The organism is Pseudomonas ovata (assembly GCF_003131185.1).
GTDB classification, from domain to species: Bacteria; Pseudomonadota; Gammaproteobacteria; order Pseudomonadales; family Pseudomonadaceae; genus Aquipseudomonas; species Aquipseudomonas ovata.
On record NZ_QFFU01000013.1, the window covers coordinates 15,238 to 31,927 of the forward strand.

General features: G+C 58.2%; 12 protein-coding genes and 1 pseudogene. 2 read left to right on the top strand and 11 right to left on the bottom strand.

The window, feature by feature from the left end; genetic code table 11:
- Positions 1 to 64 precede the first annotated feature (64 nt).
- From DGA31_RS17700 to DGA31_RS17730, 8 genes and pseudogenes are all read right to left on the bottom strand, one after another.
- A complete protein-coding gene (locus DGA31_RS17700) occupies positions 65 to 430 on the bottom strand; it encodes a GtrA family protein (RefSeq protein WP_109513423.1) in 366 nt (121 codons plus the stop codon).
- Positions 431 to 451: 21 nt separating this feature from the next.
- Positions 452 to 1,396, bottom strand: a complete 945-nt coding sequence (locus DGA31_RS17705; RefSeq protein ID WP_109513424.1) for a glycosyltransferase family 2 protein — start codon at positions 1,394 to 1,396, stop codon at positions 452 to 454.
- Between the two features lie 5 nt (positions 1,397 to 1,401).
- Entirely contained in the window at positions 1,402 to 3,033 is a 1,632-nt protein-coding gene (locus DGA31_RS17710; RefSeq protein WP_240043347.1) for a DUF6311 domain-containing protein, read from the bottom strand.
- A 242-nt stretch (positions 3,034 to 3,275) separates the two neighbouring features.
- Complete coding sequence (locus DGA31_RS17715; RefSeq protein ID WP_109513425.1) at positions 3,276 to 4,574, bottom strand: TerD family protein; 1,299 nt, start codon at positions 4,572 to 4,574, stop codon at positions 3,276 to 3,278.
- A gap of 327 nt (positions 4,575 to 4,901) precedes the next feature.
- On the bottom strand, positions 4,902 to 5,504 hold the full coding sequence (locus DGA31_RS30800) for a methyl-accepting chemotaxis protein (RefSeq protein WP_421957981.1): 603 nt from the start codon (positions 5,502 to 5,504) through the stop codon (positions 4,902 to 4,904).
- Positions 5,484 to 6,287: pseudogene (locus tag DGA31_RS30805) on the bottom strand (PAS domain-containing protein); the annotation flags it as partial. The gene DGA31_RS30800 and the pseudogene DGA31_RS30805, both read right to left, overlap by 21 nt.
- Before the next feature lie 50 nt (positions 6,288 to 6,337).
- Positions 6,338 to 6,685, bottom strand: coding sequence for a hypothetical protein (locus DGA31_RS17725; RefSeq protein WP_056835828.1), 348 nt, complete (start codon positions 6,683 to 6,685; stop codon positions 6,338 to 6,340).
- A 271-nt stretch (positions 6,686 to 6,956) separates the two neighbouring features.
- Positions 6,957 to 8,375: a mannose-1-phosphate guanylyltransferase/mannose-6-phosphate isomerase gene (locus tag DGA31_RS17730; RefSeq protein WP_056835825.1), complete on the bottom strand. Its 1,419-nt coding sequence runs from the start codon at positions 8,373 to 8,375 to the stop codon at positions 6,957 to 6,959.
- 287 nt (positions 8,376 to 8,662) lie between these two features.
- Between DGA31_RS17730 and DGA31_RS17735 the strand changes: the two genes are divergently transcribed.
- A complete protein-coding gene (locus DGA31_RS17735) occupies positions 8,663 to 9,811 on the top strand; it encodes a glycosyltransferase family 4 protein (RefSeq protein ID WP_056835823.1) in 1,149 nt (382 codons plus the stop codon).
- Between the two features lie 688 nt (positions 9,812 to 10,499).
- Here DGA31_RS17735 and DGA31_RS17740 read toward each other — a convergent pair.
- From DGA31_RS17740 to DGA31_RS17750, 3 genes are read right to left on the bottom strand one after another with little or no spacing between them, the layout of a single operon-like run.
- Positions 10,500 to 11,897 carry a TolC family outer membrane protein gene (locus DGA31_RS17740; RefSeq protein WP_109513427.1) on the bottom strand — a complete coding sequence of 466 codons (1,398 nt, stop codon included), beginning with the start codon at positions 11,895 to 11,897 and terminating at the stop codon, positions 10,500 to 10,502.
- A complete protein-coding gene (locus DGA31_RS17745) occupies positions 11,894 to 13,231 on the bottom strand; it encodes an HlyD family type I secretion periplasmic adaptor subunit (protein ID WP_056835818.1) in 1,338 nt (445 codons plus the stop codon). The genes DGA31_RS17740 and DGA31_RS17745 overlap by 4 nt, the downstream gene beginning before the upstream one ends.
- Positions 13,232 to 13,244: 13 nt before the next feature.
- Positions 13,245 to 15,005 carry a type I secretion system permease/ATPase gene (locus tag DGA31_RS17750; RefSeq protein WP_109513428.1) on the bottom strand — a complete coding sequence of 587 codons (1,761 nt, stop codon included), beginning with the start codon at positions 15,003 to 15,005 and terminating at the stop codon, positions 13,245 to 13,247.
- Positions 15,006 to 15,868: 863 nt separating this feature from the next.
- On the opposite strand from DGA31_RS17750, the gene DGA31_RS17755 reads away from it, so the two are divergent.
- The gene (locus tag DGA31_RS17755; RefSeq protein ID WP_161959203.1) at positions 15,869 to 16,690 is read left to right on the top strand and encodes a hypothetical protein; all 822 of its coding nucleotides are present in this window, start codon (positions 15,869 to 15,871) and stop codon (positions 16,688 to 16,690) included.

The following is a 16,690-nucleotide window of genomic DNA, read 5'->3' on the forward strand; positions in this document are numbered from 1 at the left end:
ACATCAAGCCTGTGGGAGGCGGCCCGCAATGAGGCTAGCTCACATCAGCCTTGCAGGTGGGGTGTCACTTTGCGAATGCCCAGGCCTTGAGCACAAAGAAGTTGAGCACCGGCACGATGAAGATCGCCGCCAGCAGGCTGAACAGATAGTGCACCTGCAACAGCGTACCGATGTAGGCAATCAGTAGCGTCAGCCCCAGTGACAGCAGCGAGGCCACGAAAAACCGGTAGTACTTGTACAGGCTGATCGAGGTCTTGAAGGTGTAGGCGCTGTTGAGGAAATACGACACCAGATTGGCCAGCATGAAGGCGACACCGTTGGCCAGCGTCGGGGAGAAATGCAGGAGTTCGACACACACGACCACGGCGGCAGCATGGATCAGGGTGTTGCACACCCCGATCACGGCGAAGGTCATGAACTGCAGGTTCATGAGGGACTTGATAGCGTTCACTTAGCTGATGATCTCGCGAATGATGTACACCGGCCGGCGCTTGCTTTCGGCAAAGATCCGGCCCATGTACTCGCCCAGCACACCGATGCCGATCAACTGCACGCCGCTGGTGAACAGGATCGCGATCATGATCGACGCATAACCGGGTGTGTCGATGCCGAAAAACAGGGTCTTGAGGATCAGGTAAATACCATACAGAAACGCCAGCGAAGAAATGGCAAAGCCCAGGTAGGTCCAGACCCGCAAGGGCACCGAGCTGAAACTGGTGATGCCCTCGATGGCGAAGTTCCACAGCTTCCAGGTATTGAAACTGGTGTGGCCGTGCTCGCGTGCGGCCACCTTGTACTCAAGGGTGGTGGTTTTGAAACCGACCCAGGCAAACAGCCCCTTCATGAAGCGGCGGCTCTCGGGCAACGCTTTGATGGCCTCGACCACCTTGGCATCCATCAACCGGAAATCGCCCACGTCGGCGGGAATGTCGATGTCCGAGATGCTGTTGTGCAGCCGATAGAAATAGTTGGCGGTGACCCGTTGCACGGCGCGATCGGTGTCGCGGTCCGTGCGCTTGGCCAGCACGACTTCAAAGCCTTCTTCCCATTTTTGAATCATCTCGATGACCATCTCGGGCGGATGCTGCAGGTCCGAGTCGATCGGGACGACAGCATCGCCACTCGCGTGGTCAAGACCGGCCGACAGGGCGGCTTCCTTGCCGAAGTTGCGCGAAAAATCGATCACCTTGATGAAGGACCAGACGGCCTTGGCCTGAATCAGCTTTTCCAGGGTCTTGTCACGGCTGCCGTCATTGACGGCCACCACCTCAAGATCGTAGCGATCCTGAATGTGCAGCCTGAGCGCCTCGATCCGTTCAAAGAACGCGAACACGCCGTTTTCTTCGTTATAGAACGGGGCGACCAGGGAGATTTTCTTGCGCGCGGCAGAGTTCATACGACTTATTCCTTGGACTCATGGGCTTTGCAGACAAAAGCAAAATCAACGCGATTGCAGTGGAGGGTCACGTTGGCCGGGAACAACGGCGTGATCGACTCCACCGATCCATAAACCGACTGGTTGAACACAAAGGCTGAACGGGCCCGGTCCGCCTGGCTTATTTCAGTCTGCAGGCTGGCCGTGTCGCACGGTGGCTGGTGCCGGGCGATATAACCGGTATTGAGGGTCAGGCCGCGTTCGGCGCTGTAACGCATCATGGGCATCAGGGTCTGCAGAACATCAGGACTCGGGCAGCGGAATTTCGGATAGAAATACAGATGGGCCGCCTGCGGGCCAAGTTCCTTGTCCCACAATGCGGTGGTCAGTATCTGGCTGGGCGGCCGATTGATCGTGTCGACGAAGTTATGCCGGACGCTGCGCAGATCCATCACTTGTACAAACAGTAACGCCAGCATCAGGCCCGCAAATACAACCCGGCGGGTATGACGGTAGAGCATGACGACCGTGAACACGATGATGCAGTACCCGACCGGCCAGAAGAACCGGCCCGAAGCCCGGAATTGCGAAGTCAGGATGTCCATGAAGGCCGGGTAATTGAGCGTCAGCACCTCGACAGTACCGAAATAGATCCGGTTCGACAGGGCATAGAGCGTGAACAACAGCATCAGGATGAACAGCGACCGATGCCGGGTAAATGTAGGGCTCGGGTGGGTCTGGTGCACACGCAGGGCGATCAGGAAGGCAAGGATCACGCCCAGGCCCAGGTAGTTATAACCCTCGCCCTGACCCGGCATGGAGGCATTGGGAATACTCATCAGGCTGGCACCGGCAATGGGCGACAGCAGGTTCATCGAGTAAACGCCAAAGCCACCCTCAGGCGCGACGGCTTCGCGTGGCAGCGGCAACACGGTAATCAGCAGACTCAGGCCGATCACCACCACCGGCAGCGCTGCCCAGGCGAGCTGCCGCAGGCTCTGGTAGCTGCGCACGGTGAAAAAGGTCGCGATGTAAATCGCTGTCGCCATGGTGAACAGGTAGATGTTCAGGTAGAACGCCATCGCCAGCCACAGTGTCCAGGCCACCGGCCTTAACTGCGACAGCCGTGCCGAGCGGATGTACAGCGCCAGCGCGCCCAGCACGATCCACTGCGAAAACAGCGAGGTGTGCGGCACCCGGGCCAGAAACGCCGGTGACAGGATGAACAGCACCACCAGGGTGATCAGTGCCAGCCATGAGGCGATGCGCAACTCCTTGAGGATCCACCAGGCACACACCGCCTGCAGGACAAACGCCAGGCCGATCCAGACGCCGAAGGGATTGAAGGGCGCAACATGCGCCGGCACGAACACTTTCAATAACAGTGAGTACAGCGGCAACGCATCGAGAAACGTAATGCGTGTGCCCACCGGGTAGTTGAAACTGTCGAACGCCAGCAAGGGCCAGCTGAACGGTGCCTGGAAATACGCATTGAAGCCGGAGATGTACTGCGTGACATCCTCGGTTTCGGTATTCCAGTACGACGACGTGCCGAGCAGAAAACCGTCAGGGAAATAGCGGAGTATGAAAAACACCGCAATTCCGATGGCGATCAACAACCCGACCCACCCGGTCGATTTCAATTGGTTGTCACGCATTGCACATCCTATGGGGCAGGGGAGGCGATAACAGCACATGACGTCAGGCAACCGTGCATAACGTTATTGTCATCGCGTGTACAAGCACAGCTATTAATGCCCTGTTGATCAGGGCATTCGTGCGACTTGAAAGGGGCGGCAGGATACCAGAGAACTTACACACTCGACATGAGGGGCGTGAGGCGACCCTGCGCCTCACGTGCAATTGAACAGGTCAGTGCTGACAGAGCGACCTATTGATATCAGACATAGCGCCGACCCTGATCGTCGTAGTCATACTCGTCGTCATCGTCATGATCATCACCCTTGAACACTGCCGGACCGTCCATGGTCAACAGCACCGAGCCGTTGTTCCAGGTCAGCCAGGGTGTGGCTTCGCTGCCCCTTTCTGAGGTGACGCCCGAAGGGCTGAGCACGATGTGATCCTGATCGATCTCGATCAGGCCGATCACATAGGTGTAGATGCCGCTGCTGACCTTGCGGCCGAAGAAGCCTTTCTTGCCATCGGGGAAATCGAATGCACACTCGACCACCTGATCGCCATATTCCATGCGCATTCTGGGCTTGAGCGAGGCCACCGAAACGTTACCGTTGTTCACCGCCGAATAGACACTGCACACCAGCGCGACCTTGCCGCCCAGTTGCCTGGAAATGTCCGGGTTAATCTCGACGGTTTCCTGCGCCGGTTGCGAGGCACTGGCCTGGACCACATCGCCGGTGTGGAACACGAACGGATAGAGATCGAAAGCGCCGCGTTTTTCCGGGGCCTGGATGATCGACATCTTGCCATCGGGCCGCAGAATGCCGATGCGCAGGTCCAGGTCGTCGTTGTCCCGGCCATCGCCATTATCGATCCAGGTGGCACTGACCCGAATGGCCCGTGGTGCGCTCGGTCCCTTGTCCAGCGTGACCTTGTGGGTCGCCCCGGGTTTATCGAGGGTGATCACCGACTTGGTGATGTTCACTGCCGGGGAGGGGACTGGAACCGGTGCTGGTGGTGCCAGTTCCGGTGCCGGCTCCTCGACATCGATGCCATACAGCCCACACAGCCCCGCCAGACCGCTGGCAAAGCCCTGCCAGACCGAACGTGCCTTGACCTGGTCATTGCGCACGTACAACTCGAGCACGATGATTCCGGTTTCCGCGCTGAAGGCACCCGGGGCCAGTTCGAGCACCTGAGTCCCTGTCGTCACCTGCGCCTGCAAGGCCTGGACCTCGGCAAAGCCTGCACTGCCGCCATCCTGGGTCAGGGTAATGGCGATTTTCGAAATACCGGCCGGCAACCGGGCAAGGTCGAACCGAATGCTGTGGCTGACCGTACCGCCCGCTGTCACCGGGTCAGAAAACGTAGCGGCGCCCGAGGCATGTACCGGCGCATTGAAGAACACCATGCCGCTGTCATCAAGCACCTTGCCACTGTCAGTGACCAGAAACGCAGTCAGGTTGACGTCCAGCCGGGCATCGGCGCCGTGGGTCACCACGACCTGGCCCTGGGTTTGATCGAGGGTTGTGTTTTCACCGGGTTTGAGGCTTTGGCTCACGGCTGTTTCCCTGTTCCATGGAGAGGCTGCCGGGCGGTCTACCGCTCCAGCTGCGAATGGCGTTACCGCGCGATGGTAGCGCCTGCTTTCCGGCCAAGGCCAATACTTTACTCAGGTCGGTGGAAGGCTGCTCTGGCTGAGTCACAGACGCCGCAGGTATATCGGCCTTGCTGGCCTCATCGCCGGCAGAGCCGCCTCCCACAGGATTGATGTTGTTCTGGATCTCGTGCCTGGCATCAGACTGGGGAGGCAGCTCTGCTGGCGATGGCGATGTGACAGGCGCAGCAGGTGCACCTGTACTGCAGAGCAGCCTCCTGCTAAGGCTATTTACAACTGATTGGCAAAGCGGCCCACCGCACCGACCACTTGCCTGGCGCCTTCCTGGATCTCGACGATCACCGAGCCTGCCTCGTTGGCCAGCGCCAGGCCCTGTTCGGCCTGGCCGCGGCTGTTGGCCATGCCGCGTACAGCTTCGTCGGTGAGGTTCTGGTTCTGCTGCACCACCGTGACGATCTCCTCGGTAGCGGCGCTGGTACGGCCAGCCAGTTGCCGCACCTCATCGGCCACCACGGCAAACCCGCGCCCCTGTTCGCCGGCGCGTGCGGCTTCGATGGCGGCATTGAGGGCCAGCAGATTGGTTTGCTGGGCAATACCGCCAATGGTCTGCACGATCGAGCTGATCAACAGCGACTGCTTGCCCAGCGCCTCGATGCCCGTGGACGCCGACTGCATTTCTTCAGAGATCCGGCGCATGGTCTGCACGGTGTTCTGTACCACTTCGGCTCCCCGTCGGGCGCTGACATCCGTTTTCTGCGAGATCTCGAACGCAATGCTCGCCGCCTGGCTGACTTCTTCTTCGCGGGCCACCTGGTCGGTCACCACTGTGGCGAACTTGACCACCTTGTAGAGCTTGCCCTGGGCGTCATGCACCGGGTTGTAGGTGGCTTCCAGCCAGACGGGGCGGCCGTGGCTGTCGACCCGCTTGAAACGGCTGGCGACGAACTCACCCCGGTTGAGGGTGGTCCAGAAATCCTTATAGCCGCTGGAAGCAACCTCGCCGGGTTCGCAAAAAAGACTGTGATGCTTGCCCTTGATCTGCGCCAGCGTGTAGCCCATGCCGTGCAGGAACTGATCGTTAGCGGTCAGCACATGCCCGCCCAGGTCGAACTCGATCACCGCAGTGGAGCGCAACAAGGCCTGGATAAAGGCGGCGTTCTCGGCGGCCGTGTCGATGCTTTTGCTGATGTCCGAACCACGGCAATGAATGCTCTGCAACTGCCCGGCCTGATCCACGATCGGCTGCCAGATGGCGCTGATCCAGGCCAGGCTGCCGTCGGCCCGCAAAAAGCGATACGTATCGGTCACCGCCTCACCTTTCTGCACTCCCAGCCTGAGGTTGCGGTAGCAATCGAGCTGCTTGACGTAACCGGGCACCAGGTCGTCCATCGGCTTGCCCAATAACTGATCGGCCCGATAGCCGAGCATGCGCAGGAATCGATCGTTGGCATCGACAATATGAAACCGGGTATCCAGCGTCAGGCTTATCAGGCAGGCATCAACGCCTTTTTGCATTTGTCGGTACATCGACAACTCGGACTGCAGCGCCTGTAACTCCGTTTTCAAGCGAGAATTGAACATGGCAACACCGACGATAATGAGAGGGGACACTCTGTTATCGGCAAGCGTAGTCGGGGTTTTAAAAATACCGGCCATAGAATGCAAAAAGCCTCGAATAATCGAGGCTTTTCATCATGAACCGACGCTTACTGATCAGTGCCGGCCTGGCAGCTGAGCAGGTCTTCGTCTTCGATCACGAATTTTTCCGACGCGCTGATTTTCTGGCCTTCGACGATGCACTCGTCGGCGTCTTCATCCACCAGGCGCACATCCCATTTGCCCGGTTTGACATTGGTCAGGCTCAGGACCATACCTGGCTTGAGCACTTGCTTGCCCAAGTGGTCATCACCCCAGTCTTCCTGGCTGGTCGGCGCGAAATAGATCTCGTGGATTTCCCAGGACGACTTGTTCTCGATCTTGATCGTTGCAGCAACAGCAGGCACGGCTTGCATCAACAGGATCGACGCGCCAATAGCAGCAAGGGCTTTCTTCATGGGATTCTCGAACGAGGAGGGGAGTGATATTGAATCGCCATAATAATAGCGAAAACCTGCCCTGTCGCGGGCCGGATGAAAGAAATCATCCGGCTTGCCCACCTCGCGTGACCTGGTTACCCGTAGGAGCGCGCTTGCCCGCGACCGGCTGCGTAGCAGTCGTAAATTTGTAGCGTTTCGCAGATTTTACGAGCGCTAGCGCACTCGGTCGTGGTGGTCCGGCATTCCGGCAAGCGCGCTCCTACTACACCTTGAACACTGCGCGATCTGATTACTTCGGCAAGCGCCCGTAACGGTCTTCGAAGCGCACGATATCGTCCTCGCCCAGGTAGGCACCGGACTGGACTTCGATCAGCTCCAGCGGCACCTTGCCCGGGTTGGCCAGCGAGTGCTTGACGCCCAGCGGGATATAGGTCGATTGATTCTCGGAGAGGATCAGCTCCTGCTCGCCACAAATGACCTTGGCGGTGCCCGATACCACGATCCAGTGTTCAGCGCGATGGTAGTGCATCTGCAGCGACAGGCACTCGCCCGGCAATACGCTGATGCGCTTGACCTGATAACGGTCGCCCATGTCGATCGTGTCGTAGTGACCCCACGGGCGATTGACCAATGGATGAGTGACAAACTCCGGACGCTCTTCGGCCTGCAGGCGCTTGACCACATCCTTGACCTGCTGGCTGTCGTGCTTGTTGGCAACCAGCACGGCATCCTTGGTCTCGATGACAATCAGGTCCTCGACGCCGACAGTGGCCACCAGGCGGTGGTGCGACTGCACCAGGCAGTTATTGGTGTCGATCGCCAGCACATCGCCTTCGAGGCGGTTGGCGTTGGCATCGTGCGGGCCCACATCCCAGATGGCCGCCCAACTGCCCAGGTCGTTCCAGCCGGCATCGAGCGGCACGACCAGCCCGGCGCCTGTGTGCTCCATGACCGCGTAATCCACCGACTCGTCGGCACACAGCGCGAACTGCTCGGCCGGCACGTGCGAGAAGTAACTGTCGACCTGAGCGTGTGCCAGCGCTACGCGGCAGGCATTGAGGATGTCCGGGCGATGACGCTCCAGCTCGGCCAGAAAGACCGAGGCGCGGAACATGAACATACCGCTGTTCCACAGGTAGCTGCCAGACGCCAGGTATTCAGCCGCCAGTTCAGGCGACGGTTTTTCCTTGAACGCCGCAATGGCAAAGCCGCCCTGATCGATGGCCTGGCCGCACTGGATGTAGCCAAAGCCGGTTTCCGGATGCGTCGGGGTAATGCCGAAGGTCACCAGGCGGCCGGCCTCGGCATGCGCCTGGGCCACTTGCACGGCCTGACGGAAGGCGTCTTCGTCATGAATATGGTGATCGGCGGCCAGCACCAGCAGCACAGGATCCGTGCCATCGGCGGTCGCTTCCAGCGCAGCCAGGGCGATCGCCGGTGCGGTGTTGCGCGCCAGCGGTTCAAGAATGATGCGGCGGCTGCCGATCTTCGCCACGCGCAATTGCTCGGCGACGATAAAGCGATGATTTTCGTTGCTCACCACCACGGCCGGGGAATGCTCCAGGCCTTGCAGGCGCGCCAGCGTGCGCTGAAACATCGTTCCCTGGTCCTGACCGTCCAGTGCCAGGAACTGTTTAGGGAAGCTCTGTCGCGACAGGGGCCACAGACGCGAACCACTACCGCCAGCCAGAATTACGGGGGTGAACATAGAAACTCCATTCCTTAGCCATGAAGGCGTCATGAGGCCGGCATTATCCGGGGGCTGTAATAGGGATGCAATACACGCTCAATACGCCCGCGCGCGAGTACGACCCTCAAAACCCCCGGAAATTTCCCGTATGGCCTGATGTCAATGCATATCCAGCCAGTCAGCACATGGTAGTCTGCGCGCCCTGCCTGGCAGCGCCTGCAGTGATTGGCCCGAATTGACGCTATTCGCCGCCGAAATAACCTGAACATCGCGATTCAACCGATTGAAGTAGAGAACAGCAAAACATGGATATAGGCTTGAGCTGCACCGTCTGGGCCGGTGGCGCACGAACGGGACATCTGGACGGTATCGGTATCTATTCCCAGGCACTCTGGCAAGGCCTGACGGCCCTGAGCCAGGATAACGCGCTGCGCATCAAGCCCTATGCCTTTGGCAAGAACCTGCCGCCCATGCCCTTTGGCGCGCCGCAAGTGCTGGCCAGGGACTTTCGCATCCATGCCGTGCTCGGCGGGGTGCTCAAATGCCCCCTGAGCCGCTCGGCCGACATCGCTCGCGACGTGCAGTTGTTCCACGCCACCGACCACCATATTCCGCTGATCCGCGGTGTGCCGACCATCGCCACCATCATGGACGTGATCCCGCTGCTGCATCCGGAGTGGATCAAGCAAGACCTCAAGCGCCTGAAAAGCTGGCTGTTCGTCAACAGCATCCACCGCGCCGACCACATCATCACCATCTCCGAATACAGCAAGCAGGACATGGTCACGCACTTGGGGATCGAGCCTGAGCGCATCAGCGTCACCCCGCTGGGCGTGGACCCGGTGTACTTCCAGCGCGTGGAAGACGCCGAGCGTGAAGCGGTACTGGCCAGGCATGGCCTGCAGCCGGGCTTTTTCCTGTCCATCGGCACCCTGCAACCGCGCAAGAACCTGCTGCGGGTGCTCGACGCCTTCGAGCAATTGCCCGCCGAGGTGCGCCAGCAGCATCCGCTGATCGTGGTCGGTCGCGATGGCTGGCACAACGAAGCGCTGCTGCCCAGGCTTGAAGCGCTGCAACAGCGTGGGGAAGGGCGCTGGCTGAGCTACCTGCCGCAAAGCGATGTATTCGCCCTGTTGCAAAGCGCCGGCGCCTTGGTGTTTGCCTCGTTGTACGAAGGTTTCGGCCTGCCGGCCATCGAAGCCTTTGCCGCGCAGTGCCCACTGATCGCCTCCAACAGCACCTCGCTGCCGGAAGTCACCGGCGAAGCCGCCTGGCCGGTCGACCCCAACAATGCCGACAGCATCAGCGCCGCGATGCAGGCCGTGCTGGCCCAGCCTGAAGAACGCGCCCGCAAGGTCCGCCTCGGCCTGGAACGCGCCCGCCAGTTCACCTGGAGCGCCTGTGCACAGCAGACGCTGGACGTGTATCGCAAGGTACTGGCGCAAAAGCACTGACGCGCAAACCGGCTGCGCCTGCCCCATAGCCATCGCCAGCAAGCTGCTTCCCACAGACTGGTGCCAGGCCCGAAATTCAGGGTCACATCAAACCTGTGGGAGGCTGCTCTGCAGGCGATGAGGCCAGCAAGGCCCATACACCTGCTGCGCCTGTCCGATAGCCATCGCCAGCAGAGCTGCCTCCCACAGTCGTGTGCCAGGCCCGAGACCCTGGACGACATCAATCCTGTGGGAGGCGGCTTGCCGGCGATGAGGCCAGCAAGGCCAAAACACCTGCTGCGTCTGCCCGATAGCCATCGCCAGCAAGCTGCCTCCCACAGTACAGTGCCAGGCACGAGACCCTGGGCGACATCAATCCTGTGGGAGGGGGCTTGCTGGCGATGAGGCCAGCAAGGCCCATACACCTGCTGCGCCTGTCACACAGCCATCGCCAGCAAGCTGCCTCCCACAGTCTGGTGTCAGGCACAAGATTCTGGGCGACATCAAACCTGTGGGAGGCGGCTTGCCGGCGATGACGCCAGCAAGCCCAAAACACCTGCTGCGTCTGCCCGATAGCCATCGCCAGCAGCTTGCCGCCTCCCACAGATGCTGTAGTGCCGCCTCCCACAGGTCTTGTGCCAGGCACAAGATCCGGGGCGCTTATCAAACCTGGGGGAGGAGGCAGATCAGCTTGTGAGAGGGTGCTCTTTCAGCGAATCCCGGTCGGGGCCGGCTTGGCCGGTTCCTGGGCCACGGCGGTGCCGCCCAGCCACACATTGACGCTGTCGACACTGTCCTGCGGCGGGCGACCGGCCCAGCGGTTCAGGATGAACAGGTTGGTGATGAAATCGTACTGCGCCTTGAGCAGGTCACGCCGTGCCTTGAACTCGGTCTGCACGCTGTTGAGCACATCCACCGCATTCACCACGCCATACTTGAACGCCTGCTCGGCGGCATTGCTCGACTCTTTGGCCGACTCCAGTGCGTTCTTGTTGGCGCGCACCTTCTCGACACTGGAAAACGCGGTCAGGTACGAATTGGTCGTCTCCTTGACCACTTGGCGGCGCGCGGCCTCAAGTTCCTGCTCGACCGCCAGTTGCTCGTCATACAGACCCCGCACCCGCGCCGAAGTGGAGCCACCGCTGTAGATGGGCACCTTCAGGTTGATGGTCGCCACGTAGCTATCGCTACGGTTGGTCAGGGTATTGTCGTAACCGACGTCACTCTGCTGACCACTGAGGCTGAAACCCAGGGTCGGATAATGCCCACCCTTGCCCTCGCGCACGGCCGCATTGGCAACCTCGACGTTGCTTTCACGCGACTTGAGCATCGGGTTGCTGTCCATCGCTTGCGCGACCCAGCTTTCCAGCGAGTTGCCCGGCACCTGAAAGGCAATATCGTTACGAATACGGCTCAACGGCTCGACAATTGGCCGCCCGACCAGCTCCGACAACGCAGCCCGGCTGATACGCACCTGATTACGCGCCTCGATCTCCTGCGCCGCCAGCAAGTCGACCCGCGCCTTGAGGTCCAGCACATCGGTCTTCTTGGCAAACTGACGCTCGTACAGCGCCGACACCAGGTCCAGGTTCTTCTGCGTGGCACGCCGCTCGGCCATCAACAGCTCCAGCTCGTCATCGGCCGACAGCGCAACAAAGTAACGCTGGGCCAGATCGACCGTGGCTTCCGCCTGGGCATCATCGGCCTGTTGGCCCTTTTGCTTGGTGACGCTCTTGGACTTCTGATAGCCCTCCCAGACCGCCTTGTTGTACAGGTGCTGGGTCAGGCTCAGGCCATAGTTGGAGTTGTTATAGATATCGCGCTCGGCCGCATTCTTGCGCAGCACCCGGTTGAAACTGCCGTTGGCCGACACCTGCGGTAGCAACGTACCGAAGGCCTCACGCTCTTTCTCTTCAGCCGACTTGGCCCGCAAATAGGCTGCCAGAACACGCGGGTCCTCAAGGCGCGACTGTCGAAACAGCTCCATCAGGTCGACGGTCTGCAGCGATTCACGAGTGACCTGAGGTGCATCCGGCTGGGCGGCCTGGGCTTGGGGAACAGTCAGGCCCAAGGCCAGAACGAGTGGTAATAAACGCAGCACGGTCACTCCTCGATCATCGATTTGGCCAAGACGTTGCGAGCTGGCTTGAGCAAATACTCAAGCATCGTGCGGTCACCAGCATTGATCAGCACATCGGCTGGCATGCCAGGCTGCAGCCTACGGTTTGCAAGCTTCTTAATACCATCATCCGTGAGCTTCACTCGTACCAGATAGTAAGCTTCGCCGTTTTGTTCGTTAGTCAGACGGTCAGCAGAGATACGAACGACGGTGCCCTCAATCACTGGAGTTGTGGCGCTATTAAAGGCACTAAAGCGAATGTCAGTCAGCTTACCCAATTCGACACGGTCGATATCCACTGTCGAAATATGCGCTTCGACAACCAGTTCGGAAGACTCCGGCACGATGTCCAGCAATGGCGTTGCAGGGCTGACCACACCACCAACGGTGTGCACCTTCATATCCAGTACCATGCCGTCTTCGGGCGCGCGGATTACAACTCGTGACAGGCGGTCCTCAAGGGCTGATGCCTTCTCCTGAAGGTCGAATACCTTGGCTTGTACATCGCTCAGTTCATTCACTACATCAGAACTGAATTTCTTGTTCAGTTGTACGATCTGAAGTTCGGTCTCGCTGATCTGCAACTGGGTTTTGGTGATCGTCGATTCATGGTCAGCCACCTCAGACTTGAGCATGTCTAACCGACGCTCTTGCTCGAGTAATCGCTGTTTTTCGACGAATCCCTGTGCCAGCAAAGGCTTGAGTTCGCTGATTTCACTGCTGTAAGAGCGTTGCAAGCTGCCCTTTGTGCGAATCATGTCCTTAAGGCCAATGATCTGCTGCTTCAACTGGCCGATACGCTCTCGCTGTACAGAGATCTCTCCCTGCCTGGAGAGCTTGCGTGCCCTGAATACCTGTGCCTCGCCTTCAATCGCTTCTTGCGCACGCTGGCTATCAGTATCTTTAATGACTAACGCAGGTATTTCGTCAAGATCATCGCGCTCGGCCCGCAAGCGTGCTTCCTTTGCCTTGGCAGAAACCAACTGGTTGCGAGTGGATTCATATTCAGCACTTAGCTGTGCTTCATCCAAGACGATCAGTGGGTCGCCTTTATGTACCGTGTCACCGTCACGTGCCAGCAACTCCTTGACAATACCGCCTTCCAGATGCTGAACCGTCTTCCGATAGCTCTGTACCGTTACCACACCGGTGCCGTATACAGCGCTGTCCAGTGGCGCGAAGGCTGCCCAAGTACCAAAAAGGCCGAAAGTCACTAGTACGATTGTCATCCCGATGCGGCGGATACCGCGATCGGAAGTCGGCATATCATCAGATTGCTCATCGGAATGCTTTTCGAGCACATTCACTGCTTTACTGCTCATCTACAAATTCCTTTCACGCGCCAGGTTGCGCGGGAGCAACGTCGGTACCGGTTGAGGCCGTTTTCTGTTGAGCCTGAAGTTGCGCTGCTTTGGCCTGCTGCTGAGCGAGTTCGGCAATTACCTGTTCGCGTGCGCCATACATGCTTATGGTGCCATTGCTCAACACCATTACCCGATCAAGGCGTGACAGAATGCTTGGTCGGTGCGAGATGATGAAAACCGTGGCGCCGGTTTCCTTTACCTTCTGCAAGGCCACGCTCAATGCACGCTCGCCGACATCATCCAGGTTGGAATTGGGTTCATCGAGCACGATCAGGCGCGGGCTGCCATACAAGGCACGTGCCAGGCCGACACGCTGACGCTGGCCACCCGACAGGTTGATGCCTTCGCTGCCGATCACGGTGTCGTAGCCATCAGGCTGTTGCAGGATCAGTTCATGCACACCGGCCATACGTGCAGCCAAGACAACCTTGTCAGGATCAACCTTGCCGAAGCGGGCAATATTATCGCTGATGGTCCCTTCGAACAGCTCGATATCCTGGGGTAGATAGCCCAGATGCGGACCAAGAAGCTCTTTATCCCAACTGCTTATATCAGCTCCATCCAGGCGGACCGTACCACCCTTTGGAGTCCATATGCCCAGTAGCGCACGAGCCAAGGTCGACTTGCCTGCACCGCTAGGACCGACGATACCTACGATGCTGCCGGCTGGAGTTACGAAGCTGATATTACGAATGACGGCAGATTTTGCACCTGGTGGAGAAACCACCAGGTTCTCGACCTGAATATGACCCTCGGGGTCAGGCAGTGTCATGCGCTGAGGCTCAGCGTTGAGGTGCTCCATAGTCTCGTTCAGGCGCTCATATTGCACGCGTGCTGAGATAAACCCTTTCCAACTACCAATCATTTGGTCGATAGGTGAAAGCGCACGTCCTAGCAAGAGCGAGCCGGCCATCAGCAAGCCAGGGTTTACCTCATGAAGAATGACCAAGTACGCACCGATGGCCAGCATCATTGATTGAGCCCACAACCGGAATATCCGAGAAATCGAGCTGATAACACTGCTTTTGTCACTGGCATTGGACTGCAGTACCAAAACGCGCCGCTGCCGCTTGGCCCAGCGCCCCATAAGGGTATCGAGCATACCCATTGACTCGATGACCTCGGCGTTGCGTAGCGTTTTGGTGGTCTGCAAATTAGCGATCACGCTTTGCTGATTAGCGTCCGCAAGAGCTTTACCTGTGTAACGCTGATTCAGAAAGGCCAGCACAACCAAGACAATTGCAGACGCAACGGTCATCCAGCCGAACCAGGGGTGGAAAAGGAACATGACAGCGGTATAGATCGGCAGCCAAGGCGCATCGAAAAAGGCAAAAAGACCGTTACCTGTCAGAAACTGCCTTAAGGACGTCAGATCATTCAGCGGCTGCGCCGATGCATCCATACCACCACTGTTGAGTGCTTTTTTAAAGCTGGCTCGGTAAACATCGCGGCTGAGCAAGACGTCCAAGCGGTTACTGATACGCACCATAATTCTTGAACGAACCCATTCCAGAGACCCCAAGGTCAGCATCAGGATGGTCAGAATCAGGGTCAACATGATCAGGGTTGGAGTGCTTGAGGTAGGCACCACTCGTCCAGAAACCTGGATCATGTAGAAGGTAGGAACCAGCATCAAGGCGTTTACGAACAGGCTGAAGAAGCCAACGGAGAGAAAACTGCTTTTGCAGAGCTTGAGGGCTGCCTGCAAATTATTTTCGTGTGAACGACTCATAGAATCCGTACTGATGAGGGGGCGGCAAAGGCGCGGCAGTGTAGCACCGGCCTTGGTGCAGGTGCAGCATTAGAGGGCCATCAAATTAACCAAAGCGCTGTTAAACACAAGTGAATATTTCCCCAAAAGCATTGGCAAGCGTCTGAAAAAATGCCAAGCGCCGCTTCTTAACTTCAAAAAAAGTTCCATTTTTCTTGTGAAAAATGCAAATAGCAGTCTTAGGTGCGCGCTAGAGGGGGCTGTCTTAGCGAGCCTGCCACCACTGAGGATCCTGCATAAGCAAATAACGCCACGGCATAACTTGCATGTCGCGCTACAGCAATTATCAGCAGCTCTCCATGACATATACAAACCTGTGGTTCATGAGGACAGCGTTCGCCATCATTTGTTCCGTGGGGAGAAAAATAATACCAAGCGTTTTTTACCTGTGGGCGGGTTCGAAAGGGCCCGAAAGGCCGGAATCCTTGCTTGGGAGGCGATGTCGTACGACGTCGAGCATGCGTCGACTGGGCTGCGGAGACGCCTTGCGGGTAATAGCCTCGTCTTAGGTCAAGATGAACATGCATTGCACTATCACAGGTCAGTTTTCGATGGCAGGCTCATCTCGAGGCAGGGAAAATTTCCCACGCCGCCTATGGAATTTTCCTATCAAGTCAATTGACTTTTCCCACAAATGGATTACCCTCTCGACTTCGTGACTCGAACTGAGTCGCCTGAACAATTACATCTAGAGAAGTTGGTTAGCGGCTTCGACGCCGCTAATAGATGTAGCCGCTCAAGATGAGAAGGAAGCTTATTGAGTGCAGTCGCAAAAACACGATGGCCTGAAAATCAATTCCCGGATCACCCTGCTGGAACCGGGAATGTACATTTTCCGCTACGCCTCCCAGCCCACCGCCGAAAAAAGCGTCTGCATCGCCTTGCAGCAAGCGCCGCTGGGCAAGGGTGCGATCGATTTTTTTCCGGCTGAAGGCGTGAGCAAGAACATTCTCACCAAGCTGGGTGACTGCATCATCGGCCGCGTCAAAGGCGGCGTCACCACGGTTCTGATCACCGAGTACTTCTTGGCTAATCATGAAGTTGAGCCAGTGGATTTGCGTATTGATCGCATCGACACCTCGCCGGCCATCATGCGCAATCTCAAACCTAACATTTCTGCTCCAGACACTGCCGCCCTGCCCAACACCGCTTCTGGTGCAGTCGTATTGACGTTGACCGGTCATATCGAACAAACCGGCGATGTCACGGTCATTAACCAGTGCCTGGGCGATGAAGCCGGGCAAAATCGCCTTGAAGGCTTTGCCATTAATTGGGCAAACAAGCCTCAAGGTGTTGATCTGGCTTACACCACCACGCTGGCAGGTGCAGGCCCAGGCCAGAAAGTGACGACAGGTAGCTTCACAGGTGCTCGTAATAAAGCTGCAGCAATCGTAGCGGTAGGCTTCAGCCTGATTGGCGCAGAACGCGCCGATTATGAACTGGCCGGCCATGCGGTATTTGCCGGTGGCGAGCGACAAGCCATTGTGAGCGACCAGATGATTTTTGGACCCAGCGGCACTGAGCCTCTGGTTGCACTGAATTTAACGATTACTCCCAGAAACGAGATCAACGCCCTCCGCCATACATCTCTCAGGGAACAACCTGCGATTACGCAGACAGATAGCAACATAGGCCAATTGGCCTGA

Excerpts from the sequence above, each read along its gene's own strand:
- DGA31_RS17700 (WP_109513423.1), bottom strand. The coding sequence starts at position 430 with ATGAACCTGCAGTTCATGACCTTCGCCGTGATCGGGGTGTGCAACACC.
- DGA31_RS17705 (WP_109513424.1), bottom strand. The coding sequence starts at position 1,396 with ATGAACTCTGCCGCGCGCAAGAAAATCTCCCTGGTCGCCCCGTTCTAT.
- DGA31_RS17710 (WP_240043347.1), bottom strand. The coding sequence starts at position 3,033 with ATGCGTGACAACCAATTGAAATCGACCGGGTGGGTCGGGTTGTTGATC.
- DGA31_RS17725 (WP_056835828.1), bottom strand. The coding sequence starts at position 6,685 with ATGAAGAAAGCCCTTGCTGCTATTGGCGCGTCGATCCTGTTGATGCAA.
- DGA31_RS17730 (WP_056835825.1), bottom strand. The coding sequence starts at position 8,375 with ATGTTCACCCCCGTAATTCTGGCTGGCGGTAGTGGTTCGCGTCTGTGG.
- DGA31_RS17735 (WP_056835823.1), top strand. The coding sequence starts at position 8,663 with ATGGATATAGGCTTGAGCTGCACCGTCTGGGCCGGTGGCGCACGAACG.
- DGA31_RS17745 (WP_056835818.1), bottom strand. The coding sequence starts at position 13,231 with ATGAGCAGTAAAGCAGTGAATGTGCTCGAAAAGCATTCCGATGAGCAA.
- DGA31_RS17750 (WP_109513428.1), bottom strand. The coding sequence starts at position 15,005 with ATGAGTCGTTCACACGAAAATAATTTGCAGGCAGCCCTCAAGCTCTGC.
- DGA31_RS17755 (WP_161959203.1), top strand. The coding sequence starts at position 15,869 with ATGTACATTTTCCGCTACGCCTCCCAGCCCACCGCCGAAAAAAGCGTC.